Origin of the sequence: Nostoc sp., assembly GCF_036919895.1 — a bacterium.
In the GTDB taxonomy this organism is placed as follows: Bacteria; Cyanobacteriota; Cyanobacteriia; order Cyanobacteriales; family Nostocaceae; genus Nostoc.
In genome coordinates, this window is record NZ_JBALBW010000085.1 from 162,682 (window position 1) to 180,653 (window position 17,972).

Below are 17,972 nucleotides of genomic sequence, written 5' to 3' on the forward strand. Positions count from 1 at the left end.
TAGAACTACTTCACAGAGGCAGTTGCAGCCGCTTCGATTAGTTTGGTAACTTCTTTTGGATGAGAAATAAAGGCCACATGGCTGGATTTGATCTCAGTGGTCTTGGCACCGATGCGTTTTGCCATAAATCGCTGAAGCTCAGGGTTGATGGCTCGATCGTTTTGAGTCACGAGATACCAGGAAGGAATCGTCTTCCAGGCTATGTCATTCACTGATTGCTCAAACGCTGCACTAGCGATCGGCTTTTGTGTTGCTGCCATCACCCGCGCCTCAGCCTCCGATACGTCCTGGGCAAAAAGATTGTGAAACTTCTGACGATCTATGTAGAGGAAGTTTGCCGCATCAGGCACAATTGCCGTGCTGATCGGAGCTGCTTTGTATTTGCTATTCAAATCGCTAGTCTTTTCGCCTGAATCCGGTGCGAAAGCATTGAGATAAACGAGAGCTTTCACTTGCGGGTTGCCAGCCGCCGCACCCGTAATCACGTTTCCACCGTAGGAATGTCCAACTACAACAACGGAACCCTTCTGAGCATCAATCACACGCTTAGTCATTGCAACATCCTCTGCAAGTGAGGAAAGGGGAATCTGCACAGCAGTCACTGTATAGCCATCCTGTTCTAAAAGTGGAATGACGTGTTGCCATGATGTACCGTCAGCGAAGGCACCATGAACAAGAACAATTGAGGGTTTAGATTTGAACCTTTGGGATAATTCTTTTGAAATGGCTACTTCTGGACGCATCAATACACTAACCAAAACGCTGAATGCGAGTAGCAACAGCAAAAACCTTTGAACTTTTTTCCATGTAAAAACTAGCATTCTTATAACCTCTATATTAAGGAATCCTCGCTCATTTAGGACGAGGATGTATGTCAAACTACTGCCTAAATGCTGTTTCAAAAACGCTAATGTGCGATCGCGACTGATTAGACAGGGATGGGTTGCAGCCGTGACTTGAGAAATTGAGCAATATGGTTTGCGATCGCGAAATGCAGATCGCCTTGCCGTCTTCCTCTAGCGCGAAGTGTCCGGTATCAAACAAGTAAAGACTATAGTGTTTCAAGCCGAATCTATTTCACATCCTGACGACGACTTTGCTCCCGGAAGTAGTCGCGCCAGCTTTCGGGTAAGGCTTCAAGTTGAGCCGCTTGGTGAAGTAACTCTGGATTGTTCTGCTCATGAGTGTAAAGCTGAGTGATATTAGCAACAGTAATATTGTTATCGTCCCGGCTCACCAACTCTAAAGTGTCTCCAGCACCGACTTCGCCCTCTTGCAAAACACGAAAGTAAAATCCGGTTCGACGACTTGCAAGAAATCGTTTAATGATATCAGGTCGTCCAAACCGAATCCCAAGTTTGTAACAGGGTAGGCGAGGTTGTGTCACCATCAGTTTTACAGTGCCGATATGAAAGCGATCGCCAATGTTCACTTCCTCTTCTCTCAGTCCAGTGGTTGTGAAATTTTCACCAAATATGCCTAGCGGTAGCTCTGTGTCAGGCAATTCACCTCGCCAGTAATCGTAATGCTCGAAGGGATATACATAGACTGCTTTGTCTGCTCCTCCATGAACGGTGAGATCGGCTTGCCCATCACCGTCTAAATTGAGCGATCGCAGCATCACCCGTTCGCTGACTGGTTCTTTGAAAATTCCAGTACTAACTGCTTTCCCTTTCCAGGTTACTTCACGCGGCAGTCCGACGTTTACAGAAATGAGTTTCATGAGAATTTTAAATTGGGTCAAAAAATAAGTTACAGCAGTTTTTTATCAAACCCACCACAAAAATAAATCCTAAAACAAAGTCCAATATTGGTTTTAGTACTTTTAACTGTGGCACGTTTGATTAAAATTCGCTGTAATTAAAGAGTGCTTGATGAATTAAAGGTGCAATGATAGCGATGTTCTTCACCAACTCATCGGAGAGAGAAAATCGCTGTTTTAAGTAATTAGGATCGTTGTAACTCACCCACACCTTGCCGTCAGTCGCTTCCCATGCCAGTACTTTCAGAGGTAAATCCAGGGCGATTGTTGGTTCTGCCACCATGAGGGGAGTTCCGGCTTTCGGGCTGCCAAACAGCAACAACTGCGTCGGACACAAGCTTAGTCCGACTTTTTCAGCTTCAGCCTGTTGATCGATACGGGCAAAAATGGTGATGCCTTTTGCTTGAAGGATGGCTGCAAAGCGATCAATAGTTTCAGTCACTGCATACGGGCTGAGTTGGTTGATGATGCCGTTGTTTGCATTCATAGCATTAGGCTGCTTGCAGGATAAAAACTGGGTAATATAATCGTTGATCGGGCTTCTCAAAGATTGAGGTCTGACAATCCGGGATGATTATCGGGACGACGACCCAGTATCCAGTGGAATTTGCGATCGCATAGCGTCTCTTTCGGAGAATCGCTCTCTTGAATTGGTAGGTCGTTGATGCTGGCAATACGCCACCGCATGAATCCGTGTTCGTCGAACTCCCAATTTTCATTGCCGTAGGAACGGAACCAGTTACCGGAATCATCATGCCATTCGTAAGCAAAGCGGACAGCAATTCGGTTGTCTTGAAAAGCCCAAAGTTCTTTGATCAGACGGTAGTCCAATTCTTTAAGCCACTTACGTGTCAAGAACTGTACGATTGCCTCACGACCAGATAGAAATTCTGAGCGGTTGCGCCAAACGCTATCAGAAGTGTAAGCGAGTGATACTAGTTCAGGATTACGTGTGTTCCAAGCATCTTCTGCGATTCGGACTTTTTGGATGGCGGATTCACGATCGAAAGGCGGCAGGGGTAATCGAGGATTTTCGGCATTGTTCATATTTAGTATAAAATATCATGAAAATGTGTGCCTACTTATCGCTCAGGATTGGGCAACGTGAACGTCACCGTTTCGCTGGTGATTACTTTGTGTGTAGGGTCGGCTAGTTCGATCAGTACCTTGTGTGGGCCAGGTTCCAGTCCGACCAAGATGATCGTTTGGCCGCTGGCATCTACAAAGTGCCACGGCAAATCGTCAACGGTGATGTGGATGTGACCGATGCGCGGCGATACTTCCAGAGCGCCTTTGCCGAACACTGGCAAAAGGCGCAGATTCTCCGTCCGGTACTGGATGAAAACCCGGCCTTGGGTCAACGGTTCGGGAAGCGGTGGATCAACAATCAGCTTGGGTAGTGCTTCATTTTCGATCGCGATCAACGGTGATAGTCCGATAATATCCCTGGCGCTCTGGGTGGAGGCACTGATGTCGAAAGGGGTCTGGTGTTCAGGGTGCATTTATTTACGATCTCCTTTGCGTTTGACGTTACGCCATAGCTGCTACAACGTCATCTGTGGAAAGAACTGCGTTAGCGACATACCCAAAGTTAATCAGTGCTGCCTTGTAGCCGTCACCTAGCTCTGGATGGTGTGGGGCAGCCGTTGCATCCTTGACGACAAGCACCTCAAAGCCCTGTTCAATTAGGTCACGCAGGTGAGCTTCGACACAGAGATTTGCCAGCATTCCCAGGAGAATGACTTTGTTGATGTTGCGCTTACGCAATTGCAAAACGAGGTCGTTGCTTTGCGGTCCATAAACCTTATGGGGACTGACAACAATCGTTTTGCCATCCTCAATGAAGGGCTTGTAGCGATCGAGCCAGTCGGCACCCGATCCTAAGAAACCATCCAAGCTTAAGGGCCCAGTGCGAACAAACTCCTTTACCCCAAGCATCATCTGCTCCAAAGTTCCGGCAAATTTCCAGTTGTAGTCAGTGGGGTAGTAATAGTGGGGAGAGATGAAAACCTCAAAACCATTCTGCTTTGCGGCTTTGAAGATACGCTCGATGTTCTCGACCGTCTTGTTCTCCTTAACACTGTCACCCACCAAATCCCAGGAAACTCCTGTTTCACTCAAGACATCGTTCTGCGGATCGATAACGACGATTGCAGTGTCATTTTTGTTGATGTTCATGTGTCTTTTGATGTGTTCATGTTCACATTTTTCTCTGTTCTGGCGCGATCGCACTGAATTTTCTCAATCCCCTTTCCCGAACTCTCAAATGTGAACTGTAGAGCTTATCTCTGACTTACCCAACGAAGATTGAATAAGTCAGAGCAATCTCAAGCCCACAACGCCAAAACCTGGCAAGAACGAAGATTCATTGGAACTGGCGGTTAAAGAAACGATGTCTGCGGTGGTAAACTACGCATCCTATTGCAGATGTTTCTTCAGTTCAGCGGCTGCATGGACAAAAAGAGAACGAACTGCCGGAACCTCGGCTAAACCATTCAGCAGTCCAAAGTCATGAATCATACCGTTGTAACGCACGGTTGTTACTTTTACCCCAGCTTCATCCAACTTCCGACCATACGCTTCGCCTCCATCCCGCAGAATATCGCTTTCTGCAACCTGAATGAGCGCCGGGGGTAATCCTTGCAGTTGCTCAACCGTAGCCTGTAGGGGAGAGGCGTAGATTTCTTTGCGTTTTTCCAGGTCGGTGGTATAAAGGTCATACATCCACTTCATCAACGGTGTAGTCAGGAAACGCTGATCGCCAAATTGGTGATAAGACTCTGTTTCAAAACTAGCGTCTACGATCGGCCACATCAGGATTTGCAGCTTAATGTGCGGCCCTTGTTTTGCTTTCGCCATCAAAGTAGTTACAGCCGTCATATTACCGCCCACACTGTTGCCTACAACTGCCAGATTTTTGCCGTCAACATCAATTTCTTCACCATGCTCGGCAACCCATTTGGTCGCGGCATAGATTTCATTAATAGCTTGTGGATACTGAGCGTCTGGCGTGCGAGTGTAGTTGACAAAGACAGCCGCAAAACCTGAAAGCACAACGAGATCGCGAACCATGCGCTTGTGCGTTGGGTAATCGCCCAGTACCCAACCGCCGCCATGAATAAAGATGAAAACAGGCAATGTGCCTTTGACCCCTGAAGGTCGCACAATGTTGAGCGTAATTGGATAACCGTCAGCATTAATCGTCTTCTCAGACTCCTCAATGCCTGAAAGATCGACTTTAACGGAAGCCTGTGCATCCACAAGTACTTGACGTGCTTCGAGTGGAGTTAATGTCTCTAACGCCACACCCCCTGAATTCAGAACTTTCAAAAATTCCTTCACTTCGCTGGAAAGACGCGGATCATCTGCGACTTCCAAAACTTTGTTCGCTTGCGAGTTTACTTGAGCAACCATGATGTTCTCCTTTTGACGAATAGTAAACTAAGTACTTGGACAGAATTAATTACACAATGTCATTGCGAATGAAGCGTTCGCAGTAGCGTCTCGTAGAGAAGCGTAATGAAGCAATTCGCTTGCGGTTGGGATTGCTTCGCTCTGCTCGCAATGACTGTAAATATTTTTGTCCAACGACTTATCTGTTGAAATGGCACTGTTAAGCTAATTAACTTGACAGTGTTAATTGATGGGCAATGATTGTAGATAATAATAATTTTCTATCGACATCGCTTCCCAGTCGAAATTATTTCCTATTGGTAGCTAGTATGGTGTCCTCATTCATAACGTGAGTGGTCAGAAAGCGACGGATATGGTCTGCGATCGCATCTCCTTCTTCTTCCAAGGCAAAATGTCCGGTATCGAGTAAATGCAACTCTACGTCTTTTAGGTCGCGCTTGTAGGGATGAGCGCCTTCTGGGGGGAAGATGTAGTCATTCTTACCCCAAACAATCAGGGTTGGTGGCTGATATTTGCGAAAATACTCCTGCCATTGCGGATATAATGGCGGATTCGTACCATAGCTATACAGCAGCGCCAGCTGAATCTCATCGTTTCCTGGGCGATTGAGGAACTGTTGATCCATATTCCAGGTATCAGGGCTGATTGCTTCGAGATTGCGAACGCCGTTGGTATATTGCCATTTCGTCGCTTCCAAGTTTACAAGGTGTTTAAGCTTGTCAGCATTCTCAGGAGAACGGTCTTGCCAGTAAGCTTTGATTGGTTCCCAAAATTCGCGCAGACCTTCCTCGTAAGCATTCCCGTTTTGGACGATGAGTGCTTCCACTCGCTCTGGATATTTAGCCGCAATTCGATAGCCAATGGGAGCGCCATAATCCATCACGTAAAGGCTATAGCGTTTGAGATCGATCGCGGTAATAAATTTCTCCACGATCTCGGCTAGGCGATCAAAGGTGTAGTCAAACTCATTTACGGTTGGCATTGAACTGTTGCCGTAACCCGGATAATCGGGTGCAACCAGATGGAAGCGATCGCCAAGTGCAGACATCAGATTGCGGAACATGTGAGAGGATGTTGGGAAGCCGTGCAACAGTAGAATTGTCGGATTACTGCGGGAACCAGCTTCTCGATAAAAGATATCTAAACCATCGATGGAAACTGTGCGAAATGTGGTCATGACTTTACTCCTGGAAATGAACTTTAGCTTGAGGCTGTTGCCTTTGCTGCTTCAGTAAAATGAAATGACGGTTGCTCCGATCCGCTTCGCCATAAAACGCTCTAGTTCTGGTGAAATTATGCGATCGTTTGCAGATGGGCTTCTAAAAACCACAACCGCTTGTCTATCGCCCGTGAAATCTCAATAAAGAGATCATTGGTATCCATATCACCTAGTTCATTTGTTTTATTAATGTTTTTACGGAGGGATTTAGCGTAAATTGCCAAGCGATCGGCAAGTGCAACGACATGATCTATACCATCAACAGCATCGAAGGGATACTCAGGCAGTTCCGATTCCTTGGCAGCAATCCGAGCAGTTCCTAACGCTTTTCCCCCTAATGTTGTGATCCGTTCGGCAATCAAATCAATAAATTCTTCAACTTCGGTAGCAATTTCATCAAACAGTAGATGCAGTTGGTAAAAGTCTTTACCTTTGACATTCCAGTGAGCATATTTGATTTGGGTTTTCAAGTCGATCGCAGTTGCCAAACTTTGATTGAGTAGTGTATTAACTTGCGATCGAATTTCTCCGGGAATATCAATTCGGGTTGAGTAAACTAAGGATTTAGTGTCATTTTGCTTAGTCGTTGCAGCCATAAGTCCTACTCCCAACATGTTGTTTTGTAATGAGTAAACGTTTAGGAAAACACAAGTTTAGATTCAGCTAAACTGGGGACTCGATTTGCAACTGTAAAGATGTTGCCGTGCATCTTTGCGCTGGTGCTGGATATGGAGTCCTCCGCAAGCATATTCAAATTTGTGCCATACCACCATCGACGAATAGTTCGATGCCGTTCACAAAGCTGCTGTCATCCGAGGCAAGGAAAACAACCGCCTTAGCGATTTCGTCCGGTGTGCCTACCCGCCCAAGGGGAATAGTGTCAACCTGGCTGTCCACAAATCCCTGCACCTGTTCCTCACTCAATCCAAGGAGATTGTAACCGGGAGTAGGAACCACACCGGGGCTGATGGCATTGACGCGAATTTTGCGGTCTTTGAGGTCGAGTGTCCAGTTACGGGCAAACGATCGCACAGCAGCTTTAGTCGCGCTGTAAACGCTGAATGCTGGAGTCCCCTTAATCGAAGTGGTCGAGGCATTGAGAACGATCGATGAACCCTCTGGCATCAACGGCAGTGCTTTTTGGACAGTGAAGAGTAAACCCTTGACATTGGTATTAAAGGTCTTATCAAAATGCTCCTCGGTAATCGAGCCGAGTGGGGCAAGTTCACCGCCTCCAGCGTTAGCGAAGAGGATATCGAGGTGTCCTTTCTCCTGCTTAATCGTAGTGTAAAGACGATCGATATCTGCGAGATTCGATGCATCAGCCTGAACAGCAGTGACGTTTTCTCCAATCTTCTTCACCGCAGCATCAAGTTCGTTTTGACGACGACCAGTGATAAAGACGTAAGCGCCCTCTTGTACGAAGCGTTGGGCTGTAGCGAGTCCGATCCCACTGTTACCACCTGTGACTAATGCGATCTTACCTGTAAGTTTACCCGCCATAAAATTTCTCCGTTTGTGTGAATTTTGCTTTGACGTTGATGTTTGCCTTCAATGCGCTGTGGGGACTTCTAAGAAATAGATTATCTAAATAGACGAACCACAGAGACGCAGAGAACACAGAGAGAAGAGGAATAGAGAGGATTTTTGTGTCAGTTTTGGGATATTTTTTTATTTGGAAGTCCCCTGGACAAGTACGCAATCTGTCTTGTTCTATGGGAAACTATGAAAGTCGCTAAACGATACGCTTATTTGGTGCGATCGCCTGTCGTGGGTAATGGTATTAGTTTCCCTTGCAGCAACAGGCGTACTGTTCCCAGAGCAATACTGCCGATCGCAATATTTGCGCCAACGAATAACAGTATTGCCAGCTTTTCCATGACTCCGGTCATGCCGCGTTCAACAAAGCGCAGAGATGCCAGCGACAGGGCGGCAATGCCGAGGGTGAATGCCCAGTAAGAGGCTGCAAAGGGTTGTTGAAATAACCACGGTAGCAGTCGCAGTAGAATCAACGCCTGCAACATTCCATAGCCGAAGAGAATCTGGGCGAAGGCATCGGGCTGACCACTGGTGATACTCAAATAGGCAACACAGCCGACGACAGGGGGTGCTAGTTGAATGCCCAGTGTTGGACGCAGTGGTTTAGGCAACGCTTCCAATAAATACAGGCGATTCATGATGATGGACTCCAGTGCTAGCCACGAAAACAGCCCCGCTCCAAAAAACAACGTACCCCACTCTCGATAACCAAGAGCACTGGCAACGATCGCGCTGACAAAACCACCCGCAACTGTCGGTAGGTAGAGAATGGGTGTGATCGTTTCTGGCTTACGCTCTTCCATCCATAGCCGACCGGAACGATACACGCCAAAGCCCAACTGACCAATTGCACCCACAACGAATAACGCAACGGCGATCGCACGGGAGTAGGGCGCGATCACCAGCGCCACAAGCACCGTAGAAACAGGCACTAACCCGATAAAGCAACACAAAACAGGATGCTCAAACTCAGCTAGGGCATCTGCTCTCGCCCACAGCCATTTGCCGACATAGAGCAGCAACAACACGAGCCAAATTGCAACTGTAAGCAGCATAATTGTTTCGCCAATCCAGGTAGGCAGGTGCCAGAGTTTAGCAGCTACTCGCCAGCAGCTGCCCAACCCGACTAAACCCAGAATCATGCCGAAAAAGGAAGCAGGAATTGTGATGCGATAGTTTTTTAATACAGTAGGCTTTAGACGCGATTTTCTCATAGTTAAGCTTCCTGGCTGCATTAGTTGTTAAAGATGCAAACTTGCTGTCCTTGAGCCAATATCGTCTCATGTAGGGGGTAGTTCTCCGGGCAAACCCAGCATTTCGTCGCCGATCTCGGTGGAAATGCGCTCAAATAGTGCCATGTCCGGTGTTTCTGTCTCATCCAGTGTACCAACTGCTGCGATTAGCCGAGCAAAGGAACTTGGCGCAGCAACGACCAACCCGCGAGTTGGCTGATCGCTGAGTGCAGCAACCACATGGGGTGTGCCAGCAGAAATCAGAAAGCTGTCGCCAGCACTCAGCAAAATCTTGTTCTGACCCGCCCAGACCGTGAACTCCCCTTCTAGCACGTAGAGTTGTTCGGAATAGCGCGTGTGGCGATGGGGGGGTGTTTGTGTGCCGGGAGGGAAGTAGCCTTCGATTAGATCGTACTGACCTCCGGTAGTGGTGTGGTCGGCAATGATATTGAGACGAGTGCCAAAAAGCCAGAGAGATTGTGCCATCAGATTGCTCCTGTTGATTAATTGCTTGCGTAATAAGCAGTAATTTTGGTTGCGTGGTTAAGAATCAGGAAACTTAATGATTTGCAGTGACAATAGCTGCCATCAACTGCTCAATGTTCCACCGTTCGCTATACCGAATTCCATTAATAAACAGTGCTGGAGCAGCCGTTACTCCACTGTGTAATCCACTTTGAATATCTTCATTGATGCGTTCAACGTACACTTGTTTATGTATATCTTGTAGAAATTGAGAAATATCAAGTCCTAGATTATTGGCATACTCCACCAAATAGCCGTTTCCCAATTCTTGTTGATGGTTGAACAGCATTTCATGCATTGGCCAAAATTGACCTTGGACAGCAGCCGCTTCAGCCCCTTCAGCCGCACGTTGAGCATGAGAATGGATCTGTATCTGTGGAAAATGACGGAAGATGAAGCATAAATAATTTTCTCCCAAAGAAACACTAAGCTGTCGTCCAATGACTTTAATCAGCCTGTAAACGTCCGCACTCTGAGAACATTGATAGTCCCCATACATCACCAGCACCACTGTGGCATTCAGTACACCTTTTATGTGATCTTGTGTTGAAGGTGGGACGAATAACAAGCTGTGGTCACGGTCAAAACTCACTGATACCTCCGACGATTGTATGTTCAGCGCTAGCGACGAGCATACAACCCTCTTTCTACTTTCTTTGTGTAAAGCAAACATTGATTGCAACTTGGTTGCAATCAATATTTGCCTGAACTAAATATATGCAATTAACTCTAACTTGTCGTCCCCTAAAAGTTTAAACTTTTGCTCAATAGAGTGATTGATAAATCAGTCCATCTCAAAATCTAAGGTGGATTCCAACTAAAGTACAACTTACTCATATCATTTCTTTGTGAAGCTGCATATATTTACCCCCAGCTATGCCGTCTACCCTACTTGAATAAAGCGCAGCATATATATTAGTTGCATTGACTTGCACCTTTATTGCATTGACTTGCACCTTTATTGCATTGACCTGCACCTTTATTGCATTGACCTGCACCTTTGTTGCATCGACTTGCACCTTTATTGCATTGACTTGCACCTTTATTGCATTGACTTGCACCTTTATTGCATTGACCTACACCTTTATTGCATCGACCTGCAAAAATTAACTTACTTTAGATTACGTAGTAACTTTAAAAGATTTGTGTGTAGATGGTAGCCTTAACAAGGGGGAATTTAATTATACTTAGATATTTATTGCAAAATTGATATTATAAATTGACAATCCCTCGTTTAACAGCAATAATCACGGCTTGAGTGCGATCGCTGACTCCCAATTTACTTAAAATTCGATTAACGTGAGATTTAACGGTGCTTTCACCGATACTCAAAGTACTGCTAATTTCTAAATTACTCATTCCTTGCGCCATTAAACGGAGTACATCTAGTTCTCGCTCACTCAGTTCTGGATTTCTCATCCTCTGCACCAATTTTGCCCCTACTTCGGGTGGAATATACTGCTGACCGCGATGAATTGTGCGAATGGCACTCAGAAGTTCGTTGGGTTTAGCATCTTTGAGTAAATATCCTTTAGCACCTGCGTGCAATCCGCGATAAATATCTTCATCACCATCGTAGGTAGTTAGCACAACAATTCGGGCAGCTTTAAATTCAGCACAAATAGCAGTAATGGCTTCAACTCCTGCCATCTGCGGCATTCGTAAATCCATTAGCGTTACATCTGGTTGGTATTCACGAAAAAGCGCGATCGCCTGTTGTCCATCTTCTGCTTGAGCAATCACCGTCATCTCTGGGTCACGGTTAATGATGGTTGTCAATCCTTGCCTGACAATGGAATGATCGTCAACAATCAGAACCCGAATAGTCGTTGATTGGCTCATAATTATTAAGAATTAGAAATTGAGCTACTACAGGTTGCGTTTGTAACCAGTGCATTTTTTATATTCTCACTCTCGATTTACAATGACAACAATTTCTGTTCCTTGTCCAGGTTGGCTCAGAATACTCAGTTGCGCTCCAATGTGTTCTGCACGCTCGCTCATTCCCAGCAATCCAAATCCACCAACAGGTGGGATCGTAGCAACCCCAAAACCCCGTCCATCGTCTTTAACGCGCAAAATACATTGTGTATTTTCATATACTAACTCCACACGAATTTCGCAAGCAGCAGCGTATTTTATGGCATTGGTTAATGCTTCCTGTCCAATCCGTAGTAAGTTATTCTCAATCTCGGCAGGCATTGGATAGGCTGTACCTTTAATTTCGTAGATCACAGATGTATCGGCAGAGGCTCTCATCTGAGTCACCAGATGACAAAGGGCGCTATGCAAGCTGCCATCTTCTAATAGCTGGGGACGGAGTGCTGCCACTGATCGACGCGCCTCGGCAAGCCCAGTTCGTGCCAAATCCTCCACCATTTCAAGGTGTGCCTGTGTCGCTTCTAAATCATCCGTTAGCACTTGTGTTGCTGCTCCAACATTCAGCAGAATACCAGTTAAGGTTTGTGCTAGGGTGTCGTGAATTTCTCGCGCCATGCGGTTGCGTTCTTCCAGAATGGAGGCGTGTTCGGCTCGTTTGCGTTCACGCAGTGCAGCGTTTCGCTGTTCGCTAATGTCGGTAATGAGACAGTAGAAGCCTCTGATTTGAGCATCGCGATCGCTTTTGGCGCTGTCCCTTGGGCGATCGCAATCGGGGATTAAGGTAGCACTGATGCACCTTTTACCAAGCGAAAAGGGAATTTCTGCTTCCAGAGTTACAGTTTGCCCTTCAAACACTTGATTGATAAACGGCTCAACCCGTTGATAAACCGTCTCACCCAGAAGTTCATGAACATACTTGCCCAAAATCTCATCTCGACTAAGGTTAAACCAAACCTCATGGGTATGGTTAACAAACCGATAGCGCTGATTTGCATCCACGTAGCTGATAAGAACTGGTAGAGCATCGGTGATTAGTCGTAATTCTTGTTCGCGTAAGCGAAGCTTGTCGTAGACATCGCGCAGTGCCGCTTCGCTTTTTTGTAAATCCGCAGTCCTTTGAGCGACTTGTTGCTCTAGAGTGCGGTTGTAATTGGCTAAGAGGTGTTCTGCTTGTTTGCGCTCTGTGATATCTTCAAAGGCTCCGATCGCATAAGCCACTTTGCCCTGTTCGTCAAAGACTGGAGTCCCCCATACCTCAATTGGAATGGTGGCGTTATTTTGGCGAATTTCTACGTCATCAATAGTGGTGCGTTCACCGTTTAACGCTCGGATAATTGGCATTTTCTCAGTAGGGTAGATTTGATCTGTTCCCGCCTGATAAAATTGATAAACCTCTGCAATTTGATCCGGTGGCACGGCGGGGTCAATCCCTTTGCCCATTAACTCAATTCCCCGTTGATTAGCGTAGTAAGGGCGACCAGTCGCATCCACTATTCCAATTCCCACCGGAACCGCTTCTAGAAATTGAGTCATCTGACTTTCGCTGGTGCGTAGCTTTGAATAGAGTTTTGCATTTTCGATCGCGATCGCTGCCTGGGTTGATAACAGATGCAGAACTTGCGATCGCGTAGCGTCTCCTAATGCCTCCGGCACGCTTGCGCGAACGGAGACTCGCTCTGGTGTAAACGCCCCAGCCGCTAATTGATTTTCTAAATACAACACACCGATAAGCTTACCTTGATTCAGCATCGGTAAACACAAAATGGATTGAGACTTATGGTCTTGAATATATGGCTCATTGATAAAATTACCTTCATGAGTCGCATCATTTAAAATGACAGATTCATGAGTCCGAATCACATAATTAATAATTGATTCAGGAAGGTGATTTTTCGTTGAAATAGATTGCAGTACTTGCGTGGTATGGACACTTTCACCATCATCATCATCATTGAGTTCACCAGAAGCCTCAATTACCCATTCTCCTGAGTTTTCCAAAATCAGAAATCCGGTTTGTGCGCCAGCATTTTCGATTAATATCTTCATCAAGTAACTGAGTAACTTATCCAGTTCAATTTCACTAGAAATCGCCTGTGCTGCTTTCATTACTGCCGCTAAATCGAAAGCTATGGGTGAGGTATTAGAGGTGTTTTTAGAAGTTTTGGCGATTGGCGCAAAAGCCATGCCCGACGACTGAGGAAATAGCTGCGGATAGCGAGTTTCTAAATCTTTGAGCTTTGCCGTTGCTCCCCAGCGATCGTAGCAGTAATGTGCTTCCTTCATGTAAGTTTGGGCGATTTTTTCTCTACCTCTTGCCAGATAATGTTTAGCAGCTAATTCATAAGCTAATGCTTCTTCTTGCAAATACTCGTTGTCTTTAGCCCATTGAATGGCTTGCTCATAGAATTCTTCTGCCTCAAGCAACTGACCCAAAACTCGTGCTGTCTCTGCTTGCACTAAATAATATTTATGCAAATGATTCATGGGCGCGTAATGTGCCCATTGCTTTATTTTCTCTTGGCTAACCGCAATTTTTTTGAGGATTTCCTCTTGCGCTTGAGCGCTGCTTTCAGGGTATGTAGCGAGTCTTGTCAAAGCATCATATAGGTAGTAAAAAGGCGCAATAGGTGTGCCTATTATTCGGATTAAATAACGTTCTGCTATGGTTGAGTTTTCAACTGCCTGAGCATATTCAGAAAATAGGTAGCACAGGAAAAGTTTATTGAAATAGACATTAAAGATTGCAGTTCCATCATTTGCTGCTTCGTGTTGTGGCAATCCATTCTCTTCATTGTAGAATTTGCCAACTAAATGGGTTGGATTGACCGAGTATCCCATCAAATTTGTGATCGCCTGATGAAATATTTGATTCCAGGTTAGTGCTGTTTCCTGTTTGATTTGACGAATTGCTTCATTGTATTCCCTCATCTCGTGTTCAACCTCCACGAGTTCGTTTCCGACAACATAGGAGTTAAAGCAATAAGAGTGAGCGCTATAGGCAGCAAACTCTAAATCTCCGGTTTCTAGCCCACTTTGATAGGCTTCTACTAATGGTTGTAATGTGTCTCTTACATGATCTTTCCAATGAATGATGAAGGTATTCACAATGAGCGATGTTCTAGCTCTTAGTAAATGGGACTTAGATTGTGACAACTGCCTTAAAGCTAACTGTCCAAACTCGTAGCCAGTCTCGATGTCTTCGATCTTTCCACACAGAACTAATCCAAAGTTGGCATAAGCAAAGGAAGATGCAAACGAATTTCCATGCTCGAATGACAAGGTGACTTGTTTAAATACCAGTAAGGTCATTAAATCAGGAGCGGCAATCCAGGCCGCAATCGTAATTCTAGATAGGATTCGCATTGCTGCTAACTTGTCTGGCTCAGTCATTTCCGGCAAATGGAGCAAGTCCTCGATTGGCTTCTGGCCAATGAGTGATGCGATCGCGTCTAGTTCAAGCTGAATATCTAACTGACTGGGTGTTTCGTAAAAACTGATCCCTAGTTGCTGCAACACTTGCAATCCAGTGTTGATTGCTTCTAATAGTTGGTTCTGGGCGATGTAGGTTTGAATTTTGACATCGTAAACTTTTACGATGTCCAGAATATTTTTAGCTTCTTGCACAACGATCGCTACCCAGGATTCTACCTGTTCAAAATCGCCACACAAATACGCTAATTCTGTTGTTTCTAAATATAACTCTAAGGTCAGATCATAGTTTGTTTGCCAACTAGATGCTGCCAGCCAAACTCTTGCTGTGGCTAAATATTTTTGAGCCATACTATAGGCGATCGCAGCTTTTGCTTTCTGCCCTGCAATTAAATTTAATCTCGCAATTTCATTGCGTTCGGGTTGATCTGTGACAAGCTCAATCCCATGATTAAGATGATCAACAATTTCAAACAGCCTGTCTGATAGTCGCTCCGGCAAGGTTTTTCCGAGGAGATTACGACCGATTTGTAAATGAACAACTTGTTTTTGCGACTCATCTATTAAGATATATGCTGCTTGCTGCACGCGATCGTGCAAAAACTTATATTCTTGAATTAACAACTCTTCGTCTAATTCAGATAGAGGTTGAATTAATCCACCTTGGATTGCTAATAGTAAATGCTGGAAAACTGATTTAGATGATTGCTGACAAACAATCGATAACGTATTTAAATTAAACTCAGCCCCAACACAAGCGGCTAACCGGAGAATTTGCTGTGTGACTTCTGGTAGTTTCTTTAACTTGCGAAGCATCAACTCCACAACATTATCGGTGATGTTTTGGAATTGAATCTGAGCAATGTTCCACTCCCAACTTAGATGTTCAGCATCAAAGGTCAATAAATTTTCGCTATATAGCATTCTCAAAAATTCATTAACAAAAAAGGGATTGCCTTCGGTTTTACGCAACACCAACTCAGCTAAGGGACGAACGGTATCTGCATTTTGATGTAGGGTCTCGGCAATCAACTGACTCAACGGCTCAAGCGTTAAAGGTGCCAAGACAATCTCCTGAAGCACTGCCCCTTGTTTTCGCAGTCTCTCTAGCATTAATGCTAATGGATGCGTTGGATTTACTTCATTATCTCGATAGGCTCCAATTAAAAATAGTGATTGGGTTTGCTCATCCAGCAGCATCAACTCGATTAACTTCAGTGTTGCTGAGTCTATCCACTGCAAATCATCTAAAAAGATCGCAAGGGGATGTGACTCTGAACAAAACACCCGCACAAACTGCCCAAAGATCCGATGAAAGCGATTTTGAGCTTCACTTGCTCCAACATCCGGTATGGGTGGCTGCTTGCCGATAATTAATTCAATCTCCGGGATGATATCAATGATGATTCGTCCGTTGGTTCCCAAAGCCGTTAGAAGTTGCGATCGCCACTCTTGCACTTGTTCGTCTGGTTCACTGAGCAATTGCTGTACCAATTTTTGCAGGGCATCTGCGATCGCGCTGTAGGGAATATTGCGCTGAAATTGGTCGAACTTCCCAGAGATAAAATAGCCGCGCTTTTGGGTAATTGGTTTATAGATTTCTTGTACTAACGCAGATTTACCAATGCCAGCATAGCCAGATACCAACATCATTTCGACTTGGAATTTTGGATTGCTCGCTTGTTCCCTTTGTGAAGTCGTTTCTGAATTGTTTGGTAAAGCCGCGACGCAATTTGACTCTGGACACGCTATGCGAACAAACGCCGCCAGTAACATTGCAACTTCTTTGTCCCGCCCATACAGCTTTTGGGGAATTTGAAACTGACTCGAAGCGTCTTGAAGCGCCAGTTTAATGCTAGAGATTTGACCGATTTCTGCTAATTGTTCAGCACAGATTTCTAAATCCGCTTTGATTCCCCAGGCACTCTGATAGCGTTCTTCTGCATTTTTCGCCATCAGTTTGAGAATGATATCTGAAACTGGCTTAGGAATCGTTGTATTTATTTCATGAGGCGGAACAGGCGCTTTAGCAATATGACAATGGACTAGCTCAAGCATATCCACTGTGGGAAACGGCAGATGTCTAGTTAGCAGTTCGTAGAACGTCATACCAAGGGAGTAAAAATCGGTGCGGTAATCGAGTAAACGGTTCATCCGCCCGGTTTGCTCTGGAGATAGATATGCAAGTGTCCCTTCTAAAACATGAGGACTTTTGAAAGTCGGATTCGTGCGGTTAAATTGGGTGGCAATCCCAAAATCAATAATTTTGACAACGCCTGTATCCAGATTGAGGACTATGTTTCCAGGATTGATATCTTTATGAATGACATTTGCTGCATGGATTCTACCCAGAATGTCTGTGAGGGCGATCGCCAGATTTAGAAAAGTGGATAACGGCATGGGGCAAAAGATATCTGGGCGCTTGTGCATCCATTGCTCTAAGGACTCTCCCCCAAAATCTTCTAAGATAATCACCAGAGTGCGTTGATAGTCCTGCTGGCTGTATGCCTTGATAACTCCTTCCAAGTTGAGGCAACGAGTAATTTTATATTCTTGCCTGTAGCGAGTCAGTTCTTGAGGAGAGGGATAATCTTGTTTGAGGATTTTTGCGGCGATCGCTACTCCATCGTCTCTGATGCCTCGATACACTAAAGAATTAGAACTTTCGTATATCTTGTTTTGGATGGTAATACCAGGTAGACCAATCATAGAGCAACTCTTAAGAGTATAATCTGGCATACCTCAAACTATACAGCAATTCTCATAACGAAAATATTTACATGAGTACTTGACACTATTCCCCTGATGGGAAATAAATTGCTACTGCTGTTAGCCCTCTTTCGTCACTTTCGGCAATGCAAAATCTGAAACTTTGTCCCAGCAATTCTCATTTTGAAAAAAAATCAGAGAAAATTCTTTATTTAAATAGAGAACTTGTGTCGAAGCATAATTTTTTGACAAATAATTATCA

At 45.1% G+C, this 17,972-nt stretch carries 17 protein-coding genes; all 17 read right to left on the reverse strand.

Annotated elements, in window-relative coordinates; translation table 11 throughout:
• Window positions 1-5: 5 nt before the first annotated feature.
• The 17 genes from V7K55_RS17625 to V7K55_RS17705 all read right to left on the reverse strand — a co-directional run bounded on the left by V7K55_RS17625 (window position 6) and on the right by V7K55_RS17705 (window position 17,710).
• On the reverse strand, window positions 6-821 hold the full coding sequence (locus V7K55_RS17625) for an alpha/beta fold hydrolase (RefSeq protein ID WP_334833517.1): 816 nt from the start codon (window positions 819-821) through the stop codon (window positions 6-8).
• A gap of 58 nt (window positions 822-879) precedes the next feature.
• Complete coding sequence (locus V7K55_RS17630) at window positions 880-1,065, reverse strand: hypothetical protein (protein WP_334833519.1); 186 nt, start codon at window positions 1,063-1,065, stop codon at window positions 880-882.
• A 7-nt stretch (window positions 1,066-1,072) separates the two neighbouring features.
• Complete coding sequence (locus V7K55_RS17635; protein WP_334833521.1) at window positions 1,073-1,723, reverse strand: MOSC domain-containing protein; 651 nt, start codon at window positions 1,721-1,723, stop codon at window positions 1,073-1,075.
• Between the two features lie 121 nt (window positions 1,724-1,844).
• Window positions 1,845-2,204, reverse strand: a complete 360-nt coding sequence (locus V7K55_RS17640; protein WP_334833523.1) for a DUF302 domain-containing protein — start codon at window positions 2,202-2,204, stop codon at window positions 1,845-1,847.
• Between the two features lie 101 nt (window positions 2,205-2,305).
• Window positions 2,306-2,809: a nuclear transport factor 2 family protein gene (locus tag V7K55_RS17645; RefSeq protein WP_334833525.1), complete on the reverse strand. Its 504-nt coding sequence runs from the start codon at window positions 2,807-2,809 to the stop codon at window positions 2,306-2,308.
• 35 nt (window positions 2,810-2,844) lie between these two features.
• The gene (locus tag V7K55_RS17650; RefSeq protein ID WP_334833532.1) at window positions 2,845-3,264 is read right to left on the reverse strand and encodes a DUF6130 family protein; all 420 of its coding nucleotides are present in this window, start codon (window positions 3,262-3,264) and stop codon (window positions 2,845-2,847) included.
• A 28-nt stretch (window positions 3,265-3,292) separates the two neighbouring features.
• Window positions 3,293-3,940, reverse strand: a complete 648-nt coding sequence (locus tag V7K55_RS17655; protein ID WP_334833534.1) for a cysteine hydrolase — start codon at window positions 3,938-3,940, stop codon at window positions 3,293-3,295.
• A gap of 240 nt (window positions 3,941-4,180) precedes the next feature.
• Window positions 4,181-5,176: an alpha/beta hydrolase gene (locus V7K55_RS17660; protein ID WP_334833537.1), complete on the reverse strand. Its 996-nt coding sequence runs from the start codon at window positions 5,174-5,176 to the stop codon at window positions 4,181-4,183.
• Between the two features lie 286 nt (window positions 5,177-5,462).
• On the reverse strand, window positions 5,463-6,353 hold the full coding sequence (locus tag V7K55_RS17665) for an alpha/beta fold hydrolase (RefSeq protein WP_334833539.1): 891 nt from the start codon (window positions 6,351-6,353) through the stop codon (window positions 5,463-5,465).
• Between the two features lie 116 nt (window positions 6,354-6,469).
• Window positions 6,470-6,991 (reverse strand): DNA starvation/stationary phase protection protein Dps, encoded by a 522-nt coding sequence (gene dps / locus V7K55_RS17670; protein WP_334833541.1) that lies wholly within the window; start codon window positions 6,989-6,991, stop codon window positions 6,470-6,472.
• Window positions 6,992-7,145: 154 nt separating this feature from the next.
• Window positions 7,146-7,898, reverse strand: a complete 753-nt coding sequence (locus V7K55_RS17675) for a glucose 1-dehydrogenase (RefSeq protein WP_334833543.1) — start codon at window positions 7,896-7,898, stop codon at window positions 7,146-7,148.
• Window positions 7,899-8,143: 245 nt separating this feature from the next.
• On the reverse strand, window positions 8,144-9,148 hold the full coding sequence (gene tehA, locus V7K55_RS17680) for a dicarboxylate transporter/tellurite-resistance protein TehA (protein ID WP_334833545.1): 1,005 nt from the start codon (window positions 9,146-9,148) through the stop codon (window positions 8,144-8,146).
• A 66-nt stretch (window positions 9,149-9,214) separates the two neighbouring features.
• Window positions 9,215-9,652 (reverse strand): cupin domain-containing protein, encoded by a 438-nt coding sequence (locus tag V7K55_RS17685; protein WP_334833547.1) that lies wholly within the window; start codon window positions 9,650-9,652, stop codon window positions 9,215-9,217.
• Between the two features lie 73 nt (window positions 9,653-9,725).
• Window positions 9,726-10,283, reverse strand: coding sequence for a DsbA family protein (locus tag V7K55_RS17690; protein WP_334833549.1), 558 nt, complete (start codon window positions 10,281-10,283; stop codon window positions 9,726-9,728).
• 241 nt (window positions 10,284-10,524) lie between these two features.
• On the reverse strand, window positions 10,525-10,752 hold the full coding sequence (locus V7K55_RS17695) for a hypothetical protein (RefSeq protein WP_334833551.1): 228 nt from the start codon (window positions 10,750-10,752) through the stop codon (window positions 10,525-10,527).
• Window positions 10,753-10,903: 151 nt separating this feature from the next.
• A complete protein-coding gene (locus tag V7K55_RS17700; protein WP_334833553.1) occupies window positions 10,904-11,533 on the reverse strand; it encodes a response regulator transcription factor in 630 nt (209 codons plus the stop codon).
• Between the two features lie 66 nt (window positions 11,534-11,599).
• Entirely contained in the window at window positions 11,600-17,710 is a 6,111-nt protein-coding gene (locus V7K55_RS17705; protein WP_334833555.1) for an AAA family ATPase, read from the reverse strand.
• Between the last annotated feature and the right edge of the window lie 262 nt (window positions 17,711-17,972).